Raw genomic sequence first — 17380 nt, forward strand, 5'->3', positions numbered from 1 at the left:
ATCTTTAAAAAGATTGGTGCAGGTGGTTGACAGCTTACAGCCGACGGCGAATGATTTGGACGTTCCGGGCGGTGACTACCACGCCGAGACATGTCAGCGCACCCGGTATCGCAAGTCGGGCAGTCGCCGGTTTGAGGGCCCAGTAGGTGGCGAAAAACAGTGCGACAGAGACGAACTTCAGCACGGCGAACGACCCCGGTCCGGGGTCGCCGCCGGAGAGGAGTCGAACGATTGGGTTGCCTTCCTGAATGCCCGCGAGTCTGACGCCAAGGACGGTAGTGACGTAGTCTCCAAGACCGTAGGCGAGGGCTGCCGCACCCCAGAGGATGGCGTCGAGAGAAGCCATGCGGGTGGATTCGGACACGGAGATATAAATTTCGTCGTCGCCAAACTATCACGTTCAGACGACTGCGCTGTGCGGATTCGTCGGCGACCGATACCCTCATTTTTCCGGGCCGTCAGGTCCGAGCGTGTACGGATTGGAACTCGCCGGCGAAGAAGACGCCTTCGCCGCCCGCGAGGCCGAGTCGGCGGCGACGGGCGTCGAAGTCGTCGCGCCCGGCCTCGCCACCGCCCGCGGCGTCGACACCGACCGAGCGGCGCACCTCGCCTACACCCGTCGCATCGTCGAACTTGTCGGCCACTGCGACCCCGACATCGACGCCGCTCGCGCCATCGTCGAGGGAGCGACCATCGACCGGGAGGGAACTGTCGCCGTTCGCGCCCGCGACGTTCGCGCTCTGACCGGCATCAGCACCACCGACGCGGAGCGCCGAGTCGGGTCGGCGCTCGTCGAGCGCGGCTTTGGCGTCGATTTGGACGACCCGGACCACGAACTCCGCGTCTACTTCTCCGAGGACGCCTGCCTCGTTGGCTGGACTGCCGTCGAGGGCGTCCGCGACTTCGGCGACCGAAAGCCCACCGACCGCCCGTTCTTCCAACCGGGAAGCATGGCCCCGATGGACGCCCGGGCCTTCGTCAACATTGCTGGCGCGGAACCCGGTGATCGGATTTTGGACCCGATGTGCGGGACTGGCGGCGTGCTGCTTGAGGCAGGATTAGTCGGTGCCGACGTGGTTGGCGTCGATGCACAGGAGAAGATGGCCAGCGGCGCGCAGGTGAACTTGGACCACTACGTCGGTTCGGGTGAGGTCGTTCGCGGCGATGCGACCGCACTTCCGCTCTGCGACGATTCAATGGACGGCGTCGTGTTCGACGCACCCTACGGGCGGCAATCGAAGATTGCCCAGCACTCGCTTTCGGATTTGGTTGGTGGAGCGCTCGCGGAGGTTCGGCGGGTCGCGCCGCAGTGCGTGATGGTCGCCGACCGGTCGTGGGTCGACGAAGCCGAGGACGCTGGCTGGGAAGTCGAGCAGGTGTTCGAGCGTCGGGTGCACCGGTCGTTGGTTCGGTACGTGCATCTGCTGCATCGGTAGAGTTGAAGAATTTGATAAGTACCGTCTTATCCCTCTGGTCAGTTGGAAAGTTCGAATCTGACTGCTGGTTTCTTACAAATCAAGCCAGCAGTGGGTAGCACCTCACTCGAATGCGAAGATCCCGTTTAGTCGGCTTCCAATGAATAATCGTCGGTCAACGACCGCTGGGGAACCAGTGATTTCCATTCCAGTGTCGTACGACCAAGTCAATCTCCCAGTTTTAGCGTGAATCTCATACACGTGACCGTCGTAACTTCCGAAATAGACCCTATTTTGGACAATGGAAGGTGACGAGATAATCCCTTGAATTGGGGTTTCTCCAACAGCGAAGCTCCATTGCTCCTCGCCGGTCGTCCGGTCGAGTGCGAGTAGTTCGTTCTGGGTAGACCCGAGGTAGATGTACCGCCTTGAGATCGCTGGTGAGTTTGTGATGGTTCCGATGTAGACTTTCCAAATCTCAGAACCATCAGTCGCATTATACGTGGCCATATATGGCCACCCACCAACATACACCACCCCATCACTGACGACAACGTTCCGCGGAGAGTAGGAGACATGCTTGGACCAGACTATTTCACCAGTCGTTGCGTTGATACTCCATAATTTTGAGTCTGAGCTGCCGGAGAACAAAAATCCGTCTTCCAATGCGAGAGAGAGGAATCCAAACCCAAGGTTGAGTGTCCAAACTGCAGTTCCATCTGCCGTAGAAACCGCGTGAATCACACCCTCAGTGTCGCCGAAATACACCATCCCATCAGTAACGACGTATCCTTTGTTCAGAATAGTGCCTGCATCGTATCGCCAGATTTCGGTACCGTTCTGGGCATCAAATGCGTACAGATTGTTCTCCCAGTCACCAATATACACAATCCCGTCGGCTACTGTTGGTCGAGATGGTGCGATTCGTCCTTCAGTCCTACTGGACCACACGATAGAACCGTCAACTGCGTCGTACGCGTACAATCTATTAGTTGACGTGCCGTGGTAGACTAGTCCACTGACGACAGCAGGACTCCCCGACATTGAGGGTTCTGACGTTTGCCAAATCTTCGAAATGTTACCAACTGGCCTCCTTCCGAGTGGGTTATACCCGGTTCGACCATTGTCGTACTGAAATGTCGGCCACGCATCTTCCTCCACGACTTCAGCAGTCGCGACAGCGCCTGATGTCCCAAGTGAAAGGACACCAACCGAACCCAACCTCCGCAGCATCTGTCGTCGGTTCAGTACTCGTGTTTGTTTCCCCATCACAAGGAAGGATGGTAGATTCGAAAGGGCATAATCATGGTACTGGTAACCCAATTTAACAGTCTATTAGACTGCCACTGGTTCCGAAATACCTCTGAGAAGAAGTTACAGAAGTTCTCGCCGACGTTGTTGGTCCTATTCCTCTGAGTGGACCACATTCGAAGTTGAACTGCCTCACGCAGCGGTTGGATTTCGGTTCTCACGTCGTGGTTCGAACAATCAAAATAGTGGCTATGCCGACGATTGCCAGTGAAACTGCGAATCCAAACCCTGCCGTCCAAGAGACCTGTGCAATGAGCCAGCCACCAGCGACTGGGGCAACGAGGTTCCCGAGTTGAGAAAACGTTTGCAGGACAGACAGGCTCGTACCGGACGTGGACGCGGCAGCCAGGTTATTCACGTACACGAAATACAGACCAACTGAAAGGTTGATTGCTCCACCTGTCAGTGCCAACAGGATGGCGAACACCGTGGAAGAGGGCGCATTACTCAATAGATAAAGCAATAGCACCGACGTGCTAAATGAAGCAAGTATAACAGGTTTGAGTCGACCACCGAGTTGCTCCGAGAGCCATCCGCCGCCGGGTCTGGAGACGATTCCCGCGAGCGGCACGAGGGCTGTAGCCGCACCAGCAGCGGCCAGTTCGATGCCGAGTACTTCCGTTCCGTAGGTCGGCATCCACGTGTTGAGAAACGTCCAGACGGCGTACGTACAGAAACTCGCTGTCGAGAGGAGTAAGACCGAAGGGTTCCGAAGCGCCGCGACGAACTGACGGCCGGTAACGCGTTCGTCCCCCTTGATGGGCTGTCTGAGGAGTGCCACCGTGATGAGCAGTCCGACGAGGGCAACGAGCGTGTAGACGAGAATTGCTGCGTGCCAACTGAACTGGGCCGCTATCCGCGGAGTGCTATATTGAGCGATTACGAGGCCAAACGGGGGGCTCGCAAGGAAAATGCCGATGCCGCGGGCCTGCCGCACCTCCGGGAGGAGTTGATTGAGGACGTTTATGCTCCCGACGAAGATGAAGACGACACTGGCCCCACTGATGAGTCGCGTGACCAGAAAGAGCTGATATGATTGTACGAGCACCCCCGCGACGGCCGTGAGTACGAAAACCACGGCCCCGATATACACCAGATAGCGATTGTCGACCCGGTCGAGGAGGTAGCCGCCAGGAACCTGCAGGAGCGCCCACGTGAGAAACACGAAACTAATCGACGCACTCGCAGCCGCTTTGCCAATCGAGAACGTGTCCATGAACAGCGGGAAGACACTTGCAGGGGCGATTACGTAGGCGATGAAGCCAGCCGTCAAGAGAAAGAGACCAGTGAGGATGCCCCACGTCCGCCACTCAGAAGCAGTCATAGAACACCGTAGCTCTCGTGACTCGAAGTGTGGTCATCTAGCAATGTACGCTTCGCTCGATAATATAGCTACGCGGGCGCAAACAGCACGGTTGCGCAGATTCCGGAGTCGGTGTGTCCGGCTTAGAAACTCGGCGCACCAACCCGCTTCCCGCGCCGATAGAGATAGTACGACAACAGCGGCACGGATACGGCGAGTATCGGTGGGTACACCCCGACCGCGAGGTTGGGCAGACCAACGAGTCCCCACGTCCAGTTGGGTCGCCACGGTGCCCCACTGTTCCGCAACCCGCGGATGTCCAAGACGAGTGCGACTAACACGACGAGACCGAAGAAAATCGCACCCAACTGCGAGAGAACGTCCATAACGAAAGACAGGAGATAGTCTCCCGGACTGTCGTGTACAAGCGCTCTCGAAAGGAAATGCCGAGACAGTAATTCGAGTAGTCCGAAGAGAGCAGAAACGGGGAACAGGGCGACACCGTACCACCAACTCGGTGGTGATGCGGCCGAAGACGTGGAGGGCATACGAAGGCCACAGCGCCGAGGAAGAAGACAGTTGTCAAAATGCTGTCCCGAGATTCGGTGTGTTGCTACTCGGGATTTCAGAGTCAGTCAAAAAGCGCAAACGGTGATAGTCGGGGGAGCCGTTTAGGTTGAGATGGTGTCGCAGTTCCATCCCGGGTCCCGACCGGTCCGCGCGATGAGGTCAGACCGGCACGCTGGGCAGTAGTCGGGGACTTCTGATTCGTTTTGCGGGACGTACACCCCGCCGCCGCATTCCACGCACGCATCGTCGACGATAGTCACGCAATCCGCACAGACGTTGAAGTCGTCAACTGTGAGGTCGCGCAGCACGTCGAGTTGTTTGTCCAGGAGGTACTCGTCGATAACCGACTGACAACTGTGACACGGCTTCATAGCGATACAATATGTGGCATGACATCACCCCACATATATCTATCGCCGCGAAACTCTCAGAAGCATTACAGTACTGAGAGATTGAACTCGCCGGATTTTGGAGGAATAGGGGGGACGAAACATGTTTCTATATGAAATCTAGTTAATTAAACTGGTGAACTACCACACCCTCAAATTTTTCTATTCTGTAACCATATAGTCGAGATATAAAACAATCATGACGAAAGACATCTATATTGAAAACTCAGAGGGAGTATATATTGAGGGTAATAAGAGCAGTTCTGGCCAACCATTAACTATTGAAGTCAATAACTCAAGCGGAGTGATAAGAAACCAACATGCAGTCTTAAGCTTAACAGAGGGCTCAGACTTTGATATTGTTGACTCTGATATTGAGCACTTAATCGTTGATGAGAGCTTTGTTCAACTATATGATGTTCTAATTAAGGGTCTAGATCTTCGAGGAGCCACGGACAGTGATTACCGGGTTCCCCAGTATTTCAGCGGGAATGAAGACGATTCCTTCGATACGAGGTTGAAAACTACACCTGAAAATGCAGCAGAAGTAGCAGCAGCAGCAAGTCAGGCTATCGAATATTTATCAAAAGCTAAGCTCATCTATTGGCTTCTAAATCAGACTTTGATCTCAACTTGATTTTATCTTTTACGTGCGTTATCTACAGACCTATTATTTTGTACATCTTTGGAGTGTTCTTGCCAGTCAATACAACGACACCCTTCTCGCCACCACCGTCTCGCCCGCCCGCACTGACTCACCCTTCTCGACAACCACATCCTCAACCCCGAACTCCGGCGGCAACAACACGTCCGCCCGAGAGCCGAAGTCGATGTGGCCGATTTTGTCGCCGCGGGCGAGTTCGTCGCCGGACGAAACATAGGGATGAATCCGCCGGGCGAACGCCCCGGCGATGAGCGAGATTTCGTACTCGTCGCCGCGCTCGCCCACGACTTCGATATCGACCCGCTCGTTCCTATCGGAGTCCTTCGAGAATGCCGGTTTGTGGGCACCCGGCCGGTGGGTCACGTCCCGGACTTCGCCCGAGACGGGCGCGCGATTCACGTGCACGTCGGTGACGTTCATGAACACCCCGACGCGAACCCGGTCGCCTTCCTCTCGAATCACGGAGACGCGGCCGTCGGCCGGTGAGATAACACCCGGTTCGTTTGGGGGCGTACGCTCAGGGTCGCGGAAGAACCAGAGGACGAACGCGCCCACCGCGAGGAGGACGAATCCGGCGGGTGGGAAGACGAACGCCGCGACTGCCGCCCCGAGGAACACCGGGAGGGCGAACCGTCGGTAGCCGGGAGCGAATTTCATTTAGGCCTCGTCGCGGACTTCCGCGCCCCAACTCGTGAGGAGGTGCGTGATGTGCAGGCGGGCGTCGATGCCGGTCACGAGGTCCAAATCGGCCGCACCGGCGAGTTCGTGGAGGCGGGCGAGTTCGCCGTCGGCGAATCGCTCGGGCGTCGCATCGGCGACCCGGAGGATATCGCGGAGGAGTTCCTGTCCCTCGTAGCCCTCGTCGTCGAGGAGAGTCGTGACGGCCTTTCGGGCGTCGCGGATATCGCCCTCGCGGGCTTGAATGAGGAGCGTCTTCAGTTCGTCGTCGAAGCCAACGTCGCCGAGCGCGGCGTGGACGGTAGACATCGTTACCTCGTCGGCTTCAGTGGCGGTTCGCTGCGCCGAGAGGACGGCCTTGCGGATGTTGCCGCCCGAGGCGTCGGCGAGGAACTGCAGGCCGCTGGCGTCGTACTCCACACCCTCGGCGTCGAGGATGTCGGCGAGGAGTGCTTCGAGGTCGTCGTCGTTCGGTGCGGGCATCGGCACCGGGAAACACCGCGAGCGAATCGGCGGGATGAGCTTCGAGGGCTGGCGCGTGGTGATGATGAACTGCGTCGTCCGATGGTGCTGTTCCATCACGCGGCGAAGCGCCTGCTGGAAGTCCTCGCGGATAGATTCGGCGTTGTCGAGGACGATGGTCTTGTACGTCCCCGACATCGGGGCGTAACTCGCCGACTCTTTGAGCACGCGATTTATCATGTCGCGTTTGGCCATTCGGCTCCGACCGTCGAGGAACTGCTCGAACCGGGGGTCCTGTCGAATCTGCTTTTTCGTCCGGTTGAAGAAGTCCGCGACGTTGAGTTCGATGAGGTCGTTGTCGGGGTCCTCGTGGGCGGCTTCGGCGAGTGCGCGCACTGCAGCGGTCTTACCGACGCCCGGCGGCCCCTGTACGACGAGGTTCATCGGTTCGTCCACGGCACGGCGGAAGCGTTCGCGAGCCTCCGGCTGTGGGAGTTCGTCGAGTGTCGGCGCGTGCGTCTCGGTCCACAGCGGCGCGTCCATTGGACTGCCGTAACAGACGGTCGGGTAAGAATCGGTCGGTCCGCGTCGTCGGAGTCCCCCCACATCGCCGTCGATGCGGTACCGTCACCGCGCCCCAAATTCGACGCACGTTTAGCCCCGCCGCCACGAGTGACGTTCATGTCCATGCGTGCGACCTTCCTCGGGACCGGCGGGGCCGTCCCCACCACGGCGCGAGCGCCGAGCGCGTTCCTCGTGAACCGCGACGGCGAGCGCCTGCTGTTCGATTGCGGGGAGGGAACCCAACGTCAGATGATGCGGTTCGGGACCGGGTTCGGTATCTCGCACCTGTTCGTCACGCACCTTCACGGTGACCACATCCTCGGCATCCCCGGCCTGATTCAGACGCTCGACTTCAACGAGCGCGACGACCCGCTTGCGATTCACGGCCCACCGGGAAGCAAGCACCACCTCAAAAATCTCGTCCATGCCGGCGGCTACCAACCCGGTTTTCACGTCTCGGTTCGCGAAGTCCGCCCCGGCAACGTGGCCTACCGCGGCGACGGGTACGAGGTTCGCGCCTTCGAGACCGAACACCGAACCTCGTCTGTCGGCTACGCGCTGGTCGAAGACGACCGACCCGGCCGCTTCAACCGCGAGAAAGCAGAGGAACTCGGCGTTCCGGTCGGCCCCGCGTTCGGCCGCCTACACGCCGGTGAGGATGTCGAACTCGAAGACGGGACGGTCATCAAATCCGAAGAAGTCGTCGGCAACCCGCGACCGGGCCGCAAACTCGTCTACACCGGTGACACGCGCCCGCTCGACAGGACTATCGAAGTCGCCCAAGAAGCCGACCTCCTCGTTCACGATGCGACGTTCACCGACGAGGAGTCCGAACGGGCCACCAAGACGGCGCATTCGACCGCCCGCGAGGCCGCTCGCGTCGCCCGCGACGCCAACGTCCGCCGGTTCGCACTGACGCACATCTCGGCCCGCTACGCCGCCGACCCGCGACCCCTGCTCGAACAGGCCAAAGAGGTCTTCGACGGCGACGTGTTCGTCGCCGAGGACGGACAGAAAATCGACATCCCGTACCCAGACAGCGACGCGGACGAGTAGCCGCAACGCAGCGAGGTCACTCTCGCATCGCAGACACACTTTTTTCACCAGCCGACGCACTATTGTGCGTGTTCTCGAACGACTTCCACATCCTCGACGTGTTCGCGACCGAGAAATACGCCGGGAACCAACTCGCCGTCTTCGAAGACGCTGACACCCTTTCAGACGACCAGATGGCCGCCCTCGCGAAGGAGATGAACTACTCCGAGACGACCTTCATCGAAGGTGGAAGTCCGGAGGCGGGGTTCGACGTTCGCATCTTCACGCCCGCAGGTGAGATTCCGTTCGCCGGGCATCCAACACTCGGAACCGCAGCCACCCTCCGCAAGCACTTCGACGCCGGAGACGAGATACCGCTGAACCTCGGTGTCGGAACGATACCGGTCGAAGTGCGCCAGGAGGGCGACGACGACGTGTACTGGATGACCCAGAACGCGCCCGAGTTCGGCGACGAGTTCCCACACGAGACGCTGGCCGAGGTGCTCTCGCTGGACGTGGACGACCTCGACACCGACTGGCCGGTGCAGGCCGTTTCGACCGGTCTCCCGGCGGTGATGATTCCCCTCCGCGACCGCGACGCGCTGGGTCGGAGCGAGGTCGACCTGCCCGCGTACCGTGCATTCCTCGACGAGAACGGCGTCGAGAACCTCCTTCCCTTCTGTCCGGACCCGCGCGACGATGCGAACGACCTCGCGGCGCGGATGTACGCCCCGGGCCACGGCGTCGCGGAAGACCCCGCAACCGGAAGCGCAAACGGCTGTCTCGCGGGCTATCTCGCTCGGCATGAGTACTTCGGAGAATCGAGCATCGAGGTGACGGTCGAACAGGGATACGAGATGGGCCGCCCCTCGCATCTCCATCTCAAAGCCAGCGACGAGGGTGGCGACAACGGCGAAATCACTGTTCGTGTCGGTGGGCGCGTCGAGTTCGTCGCGGAAGGAAAGCTGGTCTAAAAGCGGTTCTCGGGTCGATGACCGTCGCACTCAGTCGCGGTGGTCGTCGCAGACAGGTATCTGGCCGTCGTCGAGAAGGACGACGGGGACGCCGAGGGCGACCCACTCGCGGACGTACCGCCTGACGGTCGTCGCCTGCGACCCGCACTCGACGCAGACGGCGTCAGCGTCGGGTGAGAGCGATTCGAGGATTCGCGTTCGTGGACCGAAGGTCGTCCGCGTGTAGGCCGGACTGCGAAGGAGCAGTCCCCCGACAGCGGCGGCGACTGCGAGACCCACGACTGGAAGGACGAACCGCCCGGCACCAGTCCGGGCGAGCGCGCCGATGAGGGCGAACACGACGACGAGGGCGACGAGTTCGCGACCGAATCGCATCAGTTGGACGTGCTGTTGTTCTGCGTGTCGTTGTCCTGGGCGCTACTCGATGACTCGGACGAACCATCGCTATCGAGCGAGCGGACGAACTGCGGATAGCCACCTTCGCCGACCGGGATGTACACCGTGTCCGTCTCGTCTAACTTCTCGATGTACTTCTGGGCGAGCACCTCGTCCGAAAGCGACTCGGCAAGGATGCGGTTCGCATCGGCCTGCCCCTGCGCCTCGATGCGTTTGCGCTCTGCTTCGAGTTCTTCGACGGCGAGTTCGTCTTGCTTCTGCTGGCGACGCTGTTCGGTGATTTCCTTCTTTTCGACTGCCTGTGCGTACTCACCGGGGAGTTCGACGTTGCGAACCTGGACGGCTTCGAGGATGATACCGGCCTTGGCGAACTCCGCCGAGAGTTCCTTCTCGGCGGCGGCCTTCAGTTGCGTCTGTCCTTCGCCAGTGTAGATAACGGTGACGGGGAGGCGACCGGCCTCAGTACGGAGGACGGAGCGAATCGACGGCCGGATGAGGCGCTCCTCGGCGGTGTCGAGGGTGCGGTAGTTGCGGTAGAACTTGACCGCTTTAGACTGGTCGACGCGGTAGCGGACGGTCACGTCGATGTCGGTTCGGAGACCATCCTGCGTGAGGACGGTGATTGCGTCGTCACCCTGCTTGTCTCCCTCACTGGTCGACGAGGACATGGTGTACGACTGCGGACGAACCGACAGAGAGACAGTTGACTGTGCGACCGGGTTGATGAGGTGCGCACCGGGTTCGAACACGGTTCCGGTCGTCGCACCCCACTTCTTGACCACTTTCACGTTCCCCTCATCGACGGGTTCCCACGCGAGCAGTCCGGCAACGGGGGCGGCGATGAGGAGGAGGGCGATACCTGCAATCAGGGCAACCCGCGTCAGTGACCGAGGGGTCACAGACGGCGGGTCTGGAGAATCAACACTCATCACTCCTGAAATTTCACTCGGATGAGTTGTTTGTTTCGTGTTTCGTTTCCGGACGACGTGGGGTGGCGTCCGCCCCGGCGTGGAGTATATATTTCGCGCGACCCTACTCGGCGGCGTGAACGACCGGACGAGCGCGCTCGACTCGGTCGTCTTCGGCGTTGACATCCAAAGCGGCGACGTGCGCGGCGACTCCCCGTCGTATGCACTGGTCGTATTGGACACCCGAGACACCGAGTCAGACGAGGTCCGAATCGAACGAGACGTGGTCTCCTTCCGCAAGTTACGTCGCCTTATCGAGCGGGAGGCCCCCGCCATGGTCGCGACGGACAACATGTACGAACTCGCGACCGACAAAGACGACCTCGTTCGCTTCTTGCAGTGGCTTCCCCACGAAACGAAACTCGTGCAGGTGACAGGCGCTGAGCGGCCCGAACCGCTCTCGCGGGTTGCGTCGAGACACGGCGTTCCCTACGGTAAGAAGCCGATGAAAGAAGCCGAGGCTGCCGCCAGACTCGCCCTCACGAACGTCGGCTACGAGGTTGCAGCCTTCGAGAACACGACGACGGTGAAGGTGTCTCGGGGGCGCTCGACCGGAAAGGGTGGCTGGAGTCAGGACCGTTACACGCGCCGTATCCACGGGTCGGTCAAGCGTGAGTCTCGAAACGTCGAATCCGCGCTCGACGAGGCAAATCTGGAATACGAATGCGACGTGACCGAGAAGTACGGCGGCTACTCGAAAGCCGTGTTCACGGTCGAAGGACGGCCGCAGGACATCCCCGTCTCGTCGCGGCGGTCGGGCGACACTCGCATCGAAATCGAGCGCGAGCGCCGCGACGGCATCGAGTTCGAACCCCTCGTCAAACGCCGTGACCGGGTCATCGTCGGCATCGACCCCGGTACGACCACGGCCGTCGCCGTCGTCGGACTCGACGGGCGCGTCCTCGACATCCACTCGACTCGCACCGCCGACACCGCCGCCGTCATCGAATGGCTCATCGAGCGTGGCCGCCCGGCGCTCGTCGCCGCCGACGTGCATCCGATGCCCGAGACGGTCGAGAAGTTCCGCCGGAGTTTCGACGCCGCAGGGTGGGCACCGCCGAAGGACATCCCGGTGGACGAAAAGCTCCACCGAACCCGCGAGGTGAACTACGAGAACGACCACGAGCGCGACGCCCTCGCCGCCGCCTTATTCGCCTTCGACGACCACGAAGACCAGTTCGAGCGCATTTCGCGAAAGGTTCCCGCGGAAATCGACCGCGAGGAGGTCATCACCCGCGTCCTCAGGAGCGAGGAGTCCGTCGAGGCGGTCCTCCGCGAGATGAGAGACGACGGGGAAAAAGAGGCCGACGAGGCCGACGACGAAACCCCGACCGAACCCGAACTGTCGCCCGAAGAGCGCGAGATTCGCACGTTGAAATCACGGGTCGAACGCCTCGAATCGCACGTCGAGGACCTGAAGGCGACCATCGAGGAGAAAGACGAGACCATCGAGGAGTACAAACAGGAACTCTCTGACGCCAGACGCGAAGAACGCCGGAAGGCCCGCGAGCGCCGCGAGGTGTCCAGACTCGAACGCGACAACGACAGACTCGAACGGAAGGTCGAGTCCTTAGCGGCCGAAAACGAGGAGTTGGCCGACAAGCTCGACCGTCTCAAGTCGCTGTGGAAACTCGACCACTCGAACTTCGCGGACGTGAACACGAACGGAATTCTCACGAGCGACAGCGAGTGGGAAGTCGCCGGAGGAGAGAGCGAAGCGAACGAATCCGGCGGAAACCTCGTCCCGGTCAAGGTCATCGAGCAGTTCACCAACGGCGCGCTCGACCACACCATCGAAGAGTACGGCATCGCCGCAGGCGACGTGGTCTACCTCCGCGACGCCAGCGGCGCGGGCCGGACGACCGCCGAGCGCCTCGCCGAGTTCGACCCCCGCGTCGTCTTACGGTCGGGGAACCTCTCGGAAGTCGCGGACGAAGTGCTCTTCGAGGCTGAGATTCCGGTCGCACCCGCCGACGGCGTGACGATTCAGGAGATAGACGAACTCGCGGTGGCAAAGGAGTCAGAAGTCGAATCTGCAATTGCTGATTGGGAGTCGCGGGCGGAAGAGCGCCAGAAAGAACAGCAAAAGGAGATGGTGGACCAGATTATCTCCGAGCATCGCGCCGACAGGCGGTAGACTACCTCTCAGTTTAGACTGCCTCTCAGTTCTGTTTAATTCGCCGCCTCGTCGCGGCCGGACAGTCCCCCGACGACGAAGTACAGCGCAGGCCCCAGAAGCGGCACGAAGAACGCGAGCGCCGCCCAGAGCGTCGCGTTCCGCTCTTTGAACGTCGCATCCTTGTGAACTCGGTACGGGAGGTAGATGTGGAAGGCGAGGAAGTAGACGCCGAATCCGAGGATGTACGGAAGGAGGTCGCCGCCGCGGACGGAGGCCCACATCGCCGCGAGCATGCCGAAGACGGCGAGCATGAGCGCCCCGAAGATAACTATCGGCGCGCGCGTTCGAGTTCCTGAGTCGGACATCACCCGGAGTTAGGACCGGGATGTGTTGTCGGTTTCGCCCGCGGGCGGCGTTTCATAGGGATTATCGTAGCCAGCCGGAGGTTCGCGACCCCAGGCTGACGGAGGAATCCATTCTCACGGAAGGAGATGACGAACGACGACGATAATCCCTATCAGAAGTCATATCCCACATCCCCGTCACCAAACACGTATGGACGCATACGACCTGATCACTCGGAACGCCTCCGAAGTGGTCACGGAGGACGAAGTGCGCGCGCTGGCCGACGACCCCGAGGGCAAGCGAGCGTACGTGGGCTATGAGCCCTCCGGCGTCCTCCACATCGGTCACATGCTCACCGCCAACAAGCTCATCGACCTCCAAGAGGCGGGCTTCGAGGTAGTCGTACTCCTCGCGGACGTACACGCCTACCTCAACGGCAAGGGCACATTCGAGGAGATTCGCGAGACGGCCGAGCGGATGAAAGAGCAGTTCATCGCCTACGGGCTCGACGAGAGCCAAACCGAGTTCGTCCTCGGCTCGGAGTACCAACTCGACGAGAGCTACGTCCTCGACCTGCACGCGCTCGAACTGGAGACGACGCTCTCGCGTTCCGAGCGCGCCATGGCCGAAATCAAGAGCGGTGACAGCGTGACCGTCGCGCAGGCGGTCTACCCCATCATGCAGGCGCTGGACATCGTCTACCTCGACGTTGACCTCGCTATCGGCGGGATGGAACAGCGGAAGGTCCACATGCTCGCCCGCGACACGCTGCCGAGCATCAACGAGGACTCGCCGACCTGCATGCACACGCCGCTCATCGCGGACCTCGGGACGGGTATCGGCAAGATGTCCTCTTCAAAGGGCGTCACCATCTCGATGGAAGATACGACCGAGGATATCGAAGACAAGGTCAACGACGCCTACTGCCCGCCGACGGCCGACCCCGACCCGACCGACGAGGGCGAAGCACGCGAGAATCCGGTCCTCCAAATCTTCGAGTACCACGTCTTCCCGCGCTTCGAGCAAGTCGTCGTCGAGCGCCCCGACGAGTACGGCGGCAACCTCGAATACGACGACTACGAGTCGCTCGAAGCGGACCTCGAATCGGGCGAACTCCACCCCCTCGACGCGAAGGGCGCGCTGGCGAGTTACCTCGACGAACTCATCGCGCCCGGCCGCGAGAAGATAGACAACTAACGGGCTAACGCGGCGAATCCGCCTTCTCAGGCCATCCCGAACATTTTCATCACGCTCTCCGCGAGGCCGCTCGCCACGAGACCCATCCCCGCGACGACGAGCGCGATACCGGCGGCGACGATTGGCGCTTTGACGGCGACGATTCCGATTCCAGCGAGCAGGCAGACGACGCCAACTATCCCTTTCGTTCCAAGTTTATCGAACATGTCACGACAGCATGTCGGGAATACCCTAAACGCGTCGCTTGCGGCGACAGTTTACAAGCGGTCAAGGAGAATGCCCCGGGGCTTGACCCCGGGGTTGAATCCGATAGGCAGGGATACAAGCCATTAAATGAACACGTCTCTAATCGACAGACAGCGATGGAGTACAGTCACCGCTACCCCGCGTATCCGACACAAGAGGTAGTGGCTGAACTGGAATACCACATCGACATTCATCGCCAAGCGTACAACTACACCCTGTACGAGTACGAGAACGTGGATGCCGACGACATCGGCTCCGCGTACAAACACCACTCCCGACTCCCCGGCTGGAAAGACGAGTTCACCATCTTTTCGGAAGTCAATTCGAAGGCTCTGCAACGAACTGTCACACGGTTCTACCAGAACCTCTCGAACCTGAACGACCAGAAAGAGAACGGGAACAAGGTCGGGAAACTCAAGTGGAAGTCACAACGGGAGTTTCAGAGTATGACGTTTTCGCAGTCTGGCTTCGAACTCAAAAACACGAGTGGCCGACGTGCGACTCTCTGGCTCTCGAAAATCGGCGATATCAACATCCGATACCACCGCGACATCCCTGACAAAGCGGACATCAAAGAAGTCACAGTCAAGAAAGAGACGACCGGTGACTGGTTCGTCTCATTTGGCCTCGAAACCGACGACGCTGACCTACCCGACAAACTCGCGCTGGACGAGTTAGATTCAAGCAACAGCGTGGGTATCGACCTCGGCATCCTCAACTACATCCACACGTCTGACGGCAAGACAGTGGATTGGCTCACCCTCGAAGATGAGTACGAGCGACTCCGCCGTGAGCAACGCAAACTCTCACGGAAGGAGAAGGGGTCGAACAACTACGAGAAACAGCGTCGGGAAGTGGCGAAAATTAAACGGCATATTCGCCGGAAGGTTCTGGACTACCAGCACAAGATAACGACGTGGCTCGTCCGCGAGTACGACGCCGTGTTCGTCGAGGATTTAAACGTGAAGGGGATGCTCGAACAGTCGCACAACGCTCGCAACAAGCAGGACGCGGCGTGGCGACAGTTCATCACGCTCCTCGACTACAAGGCCGACCTGTACGGTTGTCACGTCGTGCAGGTGGAAGCGCGTGGAACGACGAAGGAATGCGCGTCGTGTGGTGTAGAAACAGCGAAGCCCATTTGGGTGCGTGAACACTCCTGCCCGTCATGTGGGTTCGAGTGTGACCGTGACGCGAACGCGGCGATGAATGTCCTGCAACGCGGCTTTTCTGAGTTAGGGCTGGAATGGCCCGAAGACACGCCTGTGGAGACTGCGCTCCCTACGGACACCCATTCGGTGTCTGCAAAGCGCGTCGTAGAAACAGGAAGCCTCGGGGCTTGACCCCGAGGCGATTCACGTCGGACAAACGTCGGCGGGTTTAAACATGCCGACGTCAAACGCTCGCGCATGAGCGACGACGAGAACGAGCGCCGCCGAGACCTTCGAATGCCGAACGACGACGAAGTGTTCGCCGTCGTGACCAACATGCTCGGGGCCAATCGTATCCGCGTCCGCTGTGCCGACGGCGTCGAACGGACCGCTCGTATCCCCGGACGAATGCAGAAACGCATCTGGATTCGAGAAGACGACGTTGTCCTCGTCGAGCCGTGGGACTGGCAAGACGAGAAAGCCGACGTGACGTGGCGCTACGAGAAGTCCGAGGCGGACCAACTCCGACGCGAAGGCCACATCCAGTAATTCGGCCGGAAGTCGCCCGCGACACGTATCGTGTGCCGGTGAGACACAGCGCGGTAGAGCCTGTGCCCTTTTCATCTCGTCTCCCGTAGGAGTAGGCGAATGAGTGACGACTTCGGCATGGTCGAGCCCCAAGAGGGAGAGGCGTTCGGTGACGAGTGGGAAGAGATAGATGTCACCGACGATGCGGCGGACCGCATCGCACGGCGCCGTGACCGGGACTTCGACGAGTTCCGAATACGGATGAAAGACGCCGACCAGTTCAAGGTCGAACAGTCGGTGTTCGACGACGCCACCTTCGCGGCGATATACAAACTGGTCCAAGACGGCTACATCAACGCCTTCGGCGGTCCTATCTCGACGGGAAAAGAGGCGAACGTCTACGAGGCTCTCGGTGATGACGAGACGGACGTTGCGGTCAAGATATACCGCATCAACGCCTCCGACTTCCGGCACATGCGCGACTACCTCGAAGGCGACCCGCGATTCGAGAGTATCGGCCACGACAAGGGCCAAGTCGTCCGCGCGTGGGTCAGAAAGGAGTTCGCCAACCTCGAACGCGCCGAGCGCGCCGGTGTCAGGGTTCCTAAACCAATCGCCGTCCAGCGGAACGTCCTTGTGATGGAACTCGTCGGACTGGTCGAAGACCGGGCGCGCCGACTCTCCGAGGTGAACGTCGAAAACCCCGACACCGCCTACGAAGTCGTCCGCGAGTACATGCGACGCCTCCACCGCGCTGGACTCGTCCACGGCGACCTCTCCGAATACAACCTCATCATCCACGAGGGCGAACTCGTCGTCATCGACCTCGGACAGGCCGTGACGATTCACCACCCGAACGCCGACGAATTCCTCCGCCGCGACTGCCGAAATATTGCGAAGTTCTTCCAGCGACAGGGGGCCGACGCCGACCCCGATTCGCTGTACGAGTTTGTGACGGCCGACGAAGAGTAACTGATTTTCGGGCTACCAACTCACCAACCGACCCAACCTAACAGAACGACGCTTCTGTTTCGCCTCCGACAGAATAGTCATTCTGCAGACATT

Annotated in this window: 20 protein-coding genes; 9 read left to right on the top strand and 11 right to left on the bottom strand. The window is 60.2% G+C overall.

Translation table 11 applies throughout. From position 1 onward, the window contains the following. Positions 1-34: 34 nt before the first annotated feature. The gene (locus ACH9L7_RS12375) at positions 35-346 is read right to left on the bottom strand and encodes a DUF5658 family protein (protein ID WP_396611005.1); all 312 of its coding nucleotides are present in this window, start codon (positions 344-346) and stop codon (positions 35-37) included. A 133-nt stretch (positions 347-479) separates the two neighbouring features. On the opposite strand from ACH9L7_RS12375, the gene ACH9L7_RS12380 reads away from it, so the two are divergent. Next, a complete protein-coding gene (locus ACH9L7_RS12380) occupies positions 480-1436 on the top strand; it encodes a methyltransferase domain-containing protein (RefSeq protein ID WP_396613273.1) in 957 nt (318 codons plus the stop codon). A 102-nt stretch (positions 1437-1538) separates the two neighbouring features. Here the strand turns inward: ACH9L7_RS12380 and ACH9L7_RS12385 are convergent, their stop codons facing one another. The 4 genes from ACH9L7_RS12385 to ACH9L7_RS12400 form a co-directional block, all read right to left on the bottom strand. Then, a complete protein-coding gene (locus tag ACH9L7_RS12385; RefSeq protein ID WP_396611006.1) occupies positions 1539-2684 on the bottom strand; it encodes a PQQ-binding-like beta-propeller repeat protein in 1146 nt (381 codons plus the stop codon). 199 nt (positions 2685-2883) lie between these two features. Next, entirely contained in the window at positions 2884-4050 is a 1167-nt protein-coding gene (locus tag ACH9L7_RS12390; RefSeq protein WP_396611007.1) for an MFS transporter, read from the bottom strand. A gap of 122 nt (positions 4051-4172) precedes the next feature. Next, complete coding sequence (locus ACH9L7_RS12395) at positions 4173-4577, bottom strand: hypothetical protein (RefSeq protein ID WP_396611008.1); 405 nt, start codon at positions 4575-4577, stop codon at positions 4173-4175. A gap of 123 nt (positions 4578-4700) precedes the next feature. Beyond that, a complete protein-coding gene (locus ACH9L7_RS12400) occupies positions 4701-4970 on the bottom strand; it encodes a hypothetical protein (protein ID WP_396611009.1) in 270 nt (89 codons plus the stop codon). A gap of 217 nt (positions 4971-5187) precedes the next feature. Between ACH9L7_RS12400 and ACH9L7_RS12405 the strand changes: the two genes are divergently transcribed. Then, complete coding sequence (locus ACH9L7_RS12405; RefSeq protein ID WP_396611010.1) at positions 5188-5625, top strand: hypothetical protein; 438 nt, start codon at positions 5188-5190, stop codon at positions 5623-5625. Positions 5626-5691: 66 nt separating this feature from the next. On the opposite strand, the gene ACH9L7_RS12410 is transcribed toward ACH9L7_RS12405, so the two are convergent. Then, on the bottom strand, positions 5692-6309 hold the full coding sequence (locus ACH9L7_RS12410) for a protein sorting system archaetidylserine decarboxylase (protein WP_396611011.1): 618 nt from the start codon (positions 6307-6309) through the stop codon (positions 5692-5694). Next, the gene (locus ACH9L7_RS12415; RefSeq protein WP_396611012.1) at positions 6310-7335 is read right to left on the bottom strand and encodes an AAA family ATPase; all 1026 of its coding nucleotides are present in this window, start codon (positions 7333-7335) and stop codon (positions 6310-6312) included. A 144-nt stretch (positions 7336-7479) separates the two neighbouring features. Between ACH9L7_RS12415 and rnz the strand changes: the two genes are divergently transcribed. Continuing rightward, positions 7480-8412 carry a ribonuclease Z gene (gene rnz / locus ACH9L7_RS12420; RefSeq protein WP_396613274.1) on the top strand — a complete coding sequence of 311 codons (933 nt, stop codon included), beginning with the start codon at positions 7480-7482 and terminating at the stop codon, positions 8410-8412. 68 nt (positions 8413-8480) lie between these two features. Then, positions 8481-9365 (top strand): PhzF family phenazine biosynthesis protein, encoded by an 885-nt coding sequence (locus ACH9L7_RS12425; RefSeq protein ID WP_396611013.1) that lies wholly within the window; start codon positions 8481-8483, stop codon positions 9363-9365. A gap of 30 nt (positions 9366-9395) precedes the next feature. On the opposite strand, the gene ACH9L7_RS12430 is transcribed toward ACH9L7_RS12425, so the two are convergent. Further along, the gene (locus ACH9L7_RS12430) at positions 9396-9740 is read right to left on the bottom strand and encodes a hypothetical protein (RefSeq protein ID WP_396611014.1); all 345 of its coding nucleotides are present in this window, start codon (positions 9738-9740) and stop codon (positions 9396-9398) included. Beyond that, positions 9740-10690, bottom strand: a complete 951-nt coding sequence (locus ACH9L7_RS12435; RefSeq protein ID WP_396611015.1) for a prohibitin family protein — start codon at positions 10688-10690, stop codon at positions 9740-9742. Before ACH9L7_RS12435 ends, ACH9L7_RS12430 begins: the two co-directional genes overlap by 1 nt. A gap of 115 nt (positions 10691-10805) precedes the next feature. Between ACH9L7_RS12435 and ACH9L7_RS12440 the strand changes: the two genes are divergently transcribed. Further along, complete coding sequence (locus tag ACH9L7_RS12440; protein WP_396611016.1) at positions 10806-12866, top strand: DUF460 domain-containing protein; 2061 nt, start codon at positions 10806-10808, stop codon at positions 12864-12866. A gap of 35 nt (positions 12867-12901) precedes the next feature. Here ACH9L7_RS12440 and ACH9L7_RS12445 read toward each other — a convergent pair whose 3' ends face one another. Continuing rightward, a complete protein-coding gene (locus tag ACH9L7_RS12445; RefSeq protein ID WP_396611017.1) occupies positions 12902-13213 on the bottom strand; it encodes an ATPase in 312 nt (103 codons plus the stop codon). Between the two features lie 190 nt (positions 13214-13403). On the opposite strand from ACH9L7_RS12445, the gene ACH9L7_RS12450 reads away from it, so the two are divergent. Then, positions 13404-14390 carry a tyrosine--tRNA ligase gene (locus ACH9L7_RS12450; RefSeq protein ID WP_396611018.1) on the top strand — a complete coding sequence of 329 codons (987 nt, stop codon included), beginning with the start codon at positions 13404-13406 and terminating at the stop codon, positions 14388-14390. A gap of 26 nt (positions 14391-14416) precedes the next feature. Here the strand turns inward: ACH9L7_RS12450 and ACH9L7_RS12455 are convergent, their stop codons facing one another. Beyond that, on the bottom strand, positions 14417-14596 hold the full coding sequence (locus ACH9L7_RS12455) for a hypothetical protein (protein ID WP_396611019.1): 180 nt from the start codon (positions 14594-14596) through the stop codon (positions 14417-14419). Positions 14597-14752: 156 nt separating this feature from the next. Here ACH9L7_RS12455 and ACH9L7_RS12460 point away from each other — a divergent pair, with 156 nt between their 5' ends. The 3 genes from ACH9L7_RS12460 (at position 14753) to rio1 (ending at position 17287) form a co-directional block, all read left to right on the top strand. Then, the gene (locus ACH9L7_RS12460; RefSeq protein WP_396611020.1) at positions 14753-15979 is read left to right on the top strand and encodes an RNA-guided endonuclease InsQ/TnpB family protein; all 1227 of its coding nucleotides are present in this window, start codon (positions 14753-14755) and stop codon (positions 15977-15979) included. A 66-nt stretch (positions 15980-16045) separates the two neighbouring features. Beyond that, positions 16046-16336, top strand: coding sequence for a translation initiation factor eIF-1A (gene eif1A / locus ACH9L7_RS12465; protein WP_004058539.1), 291 nt, complete (start codon positions 16046-16048; stop codon positions 16334-16336). Positions 16337-16435: 99 nt separating this feature from the next. Next, positions 16436-17287: a serine/threonine-protein kinase Rio1 gene (rio1, locus tag ACH9L7_RS12470; RefSeq protein WP_396611021.1), complete on the top strand. Its 852-nt coding sequence runs from the start codon at positions 16436-16438 to the stop codon at positions 17285-17287. Positions 17288-17380 lie beyond the last annotated feature (93 nt).

The organism is Haloferax sp. S1W, from assembly GCF_044593955.1.
GTDB lineage: Archaea > Halobacteriota > Halobacteria > Halobacteriales > Haloferacaceae > Haloferax.

Excerpts from the sequence above, each read along its gene's own strand:
- ACH9L7_RS12375 (WP_396611005.1), bottom strand. The coding sequence starts at position 346 with ATGGCTTCTCTCGACGCCATCCTCTGGGGTGCGGCAGCCCTCGCCTAC.
- ACH9L7_RS12385 (WP_396611006.1), bottom strand. The coding sequence starts at position 2,684 with ATGGGGAAACAAACACGAGTACTGAACCGACGACAGATGCTGCGGAGG.
- ACH9L7_RS12390 (WP_396611007.1), bottom strand. The coding sequence starts at position 4,050 with ATGACTGCTTCTGAGTGGCGGACGTGGGGCATCCTCACTGGTCTCTTT.
- ACH9L7_RS12395 (WP_396611008.1), bottom strand. The coding sequence starts at position 4,577 with ATGCCCTCCACGTCTTCGGCCGCATCACCACCGAGTTGGTGGTACGGT.
- ACH9L7_RS12400 (WP_396611009.1), bottom strand. The coding sequence starts at position 4,970 with ATGAAGCCGTGTCACAGTTGTCAGTCGGTTATCGACGAGTACCTCCTG.
- ACH9L7_RS12405 (WP_396611010.1), top strand. The coding sequence starts at position 5,188 with ATGACGAAAGACATCTATATTGAAAACTCAGAGGGAGTATATATTGAG.
- ACH9L7_RS12410 (WP_396611011.1), bottom strand. The coding sequence starts at position 6,309 with ATGAAATTCGCTCCCGGCTACCGACGGTTCGCCCTCCCGGTGTTCCTC.
- ACH9L7_RS12415 (WP_396611012.1), bottom strand. The coding sequence starts at position 7,335 with ATGGACGCGCCGCTGTGGACCGAGACGCACGCGCCGACACTCGACGAA.
- rnz (WP_396613274.1), top strand. The coding sequence starts at position 7,480 with ATGCGTGCGACCTTCCTCGGGACCGGCGGGGCCGTCCCCACCACGGCG.
- ACH9L7_RS12430 (WP_396611014.1), bottom strand. The coding sequence starts at position 9,740 with ATGCGATTCGGTCGCGAACTCGTCGCCCTCGTCGTCGTGTTCGCCCTC.
- ACH9L7_RS12435 (WP_396611015.1), bottom strand. The coding sequence starts at position 10,690 with ATGAGTGTTGATTCTCCAGACCCGCCGTCTGTGACCCCTCGGTCACTG.
- ACH9L7_RS12445 (WP_396611017.1), bottom strand. The coding sequence starts at position 13,213 with ATGTCCGACTCAGGAACTCGAACGCGCGCGCCGATAGTTATCTTCGGG.
- ACH9L7_RS12450 (WP_396611018.1), top strand. The coding sequence starts at position 13,404 with ATGGACGCATACGACCTGATCACTCGGAACGCCTCCGAAGTGGTCACG.
- ACH9L7_RS12455 (WP_396611019.1), bottom strand. The coding sequence starts at position 14,596 with ATGTTCGATAAACTTGGAACGAAAGGGATAGTTGGCGTCGTCTGCCTG.
- ACH9L7_RS12460 (WP_396611020.1), top strand. The coding sequence starts at position 14,753 with ATGGAGTACAGTCACCGCTACCCCGCGTATCCGACACAAGAGGTAGTG.
- eif1A (WP_004058539.1), top strand. The coding sequence starts at position 16,046 with ATGAGCGACGACGAGAACGAGCGCCGCCGAGACCTTCGAATGCCGAAC.
- rio1 (WP_396611021.1), top strand. The coding sequence starts at position 16,436 with ATGAGTGACGACTTCGGCATGGTCGAGCCCCAAGAGGGAGAGGCGTTC.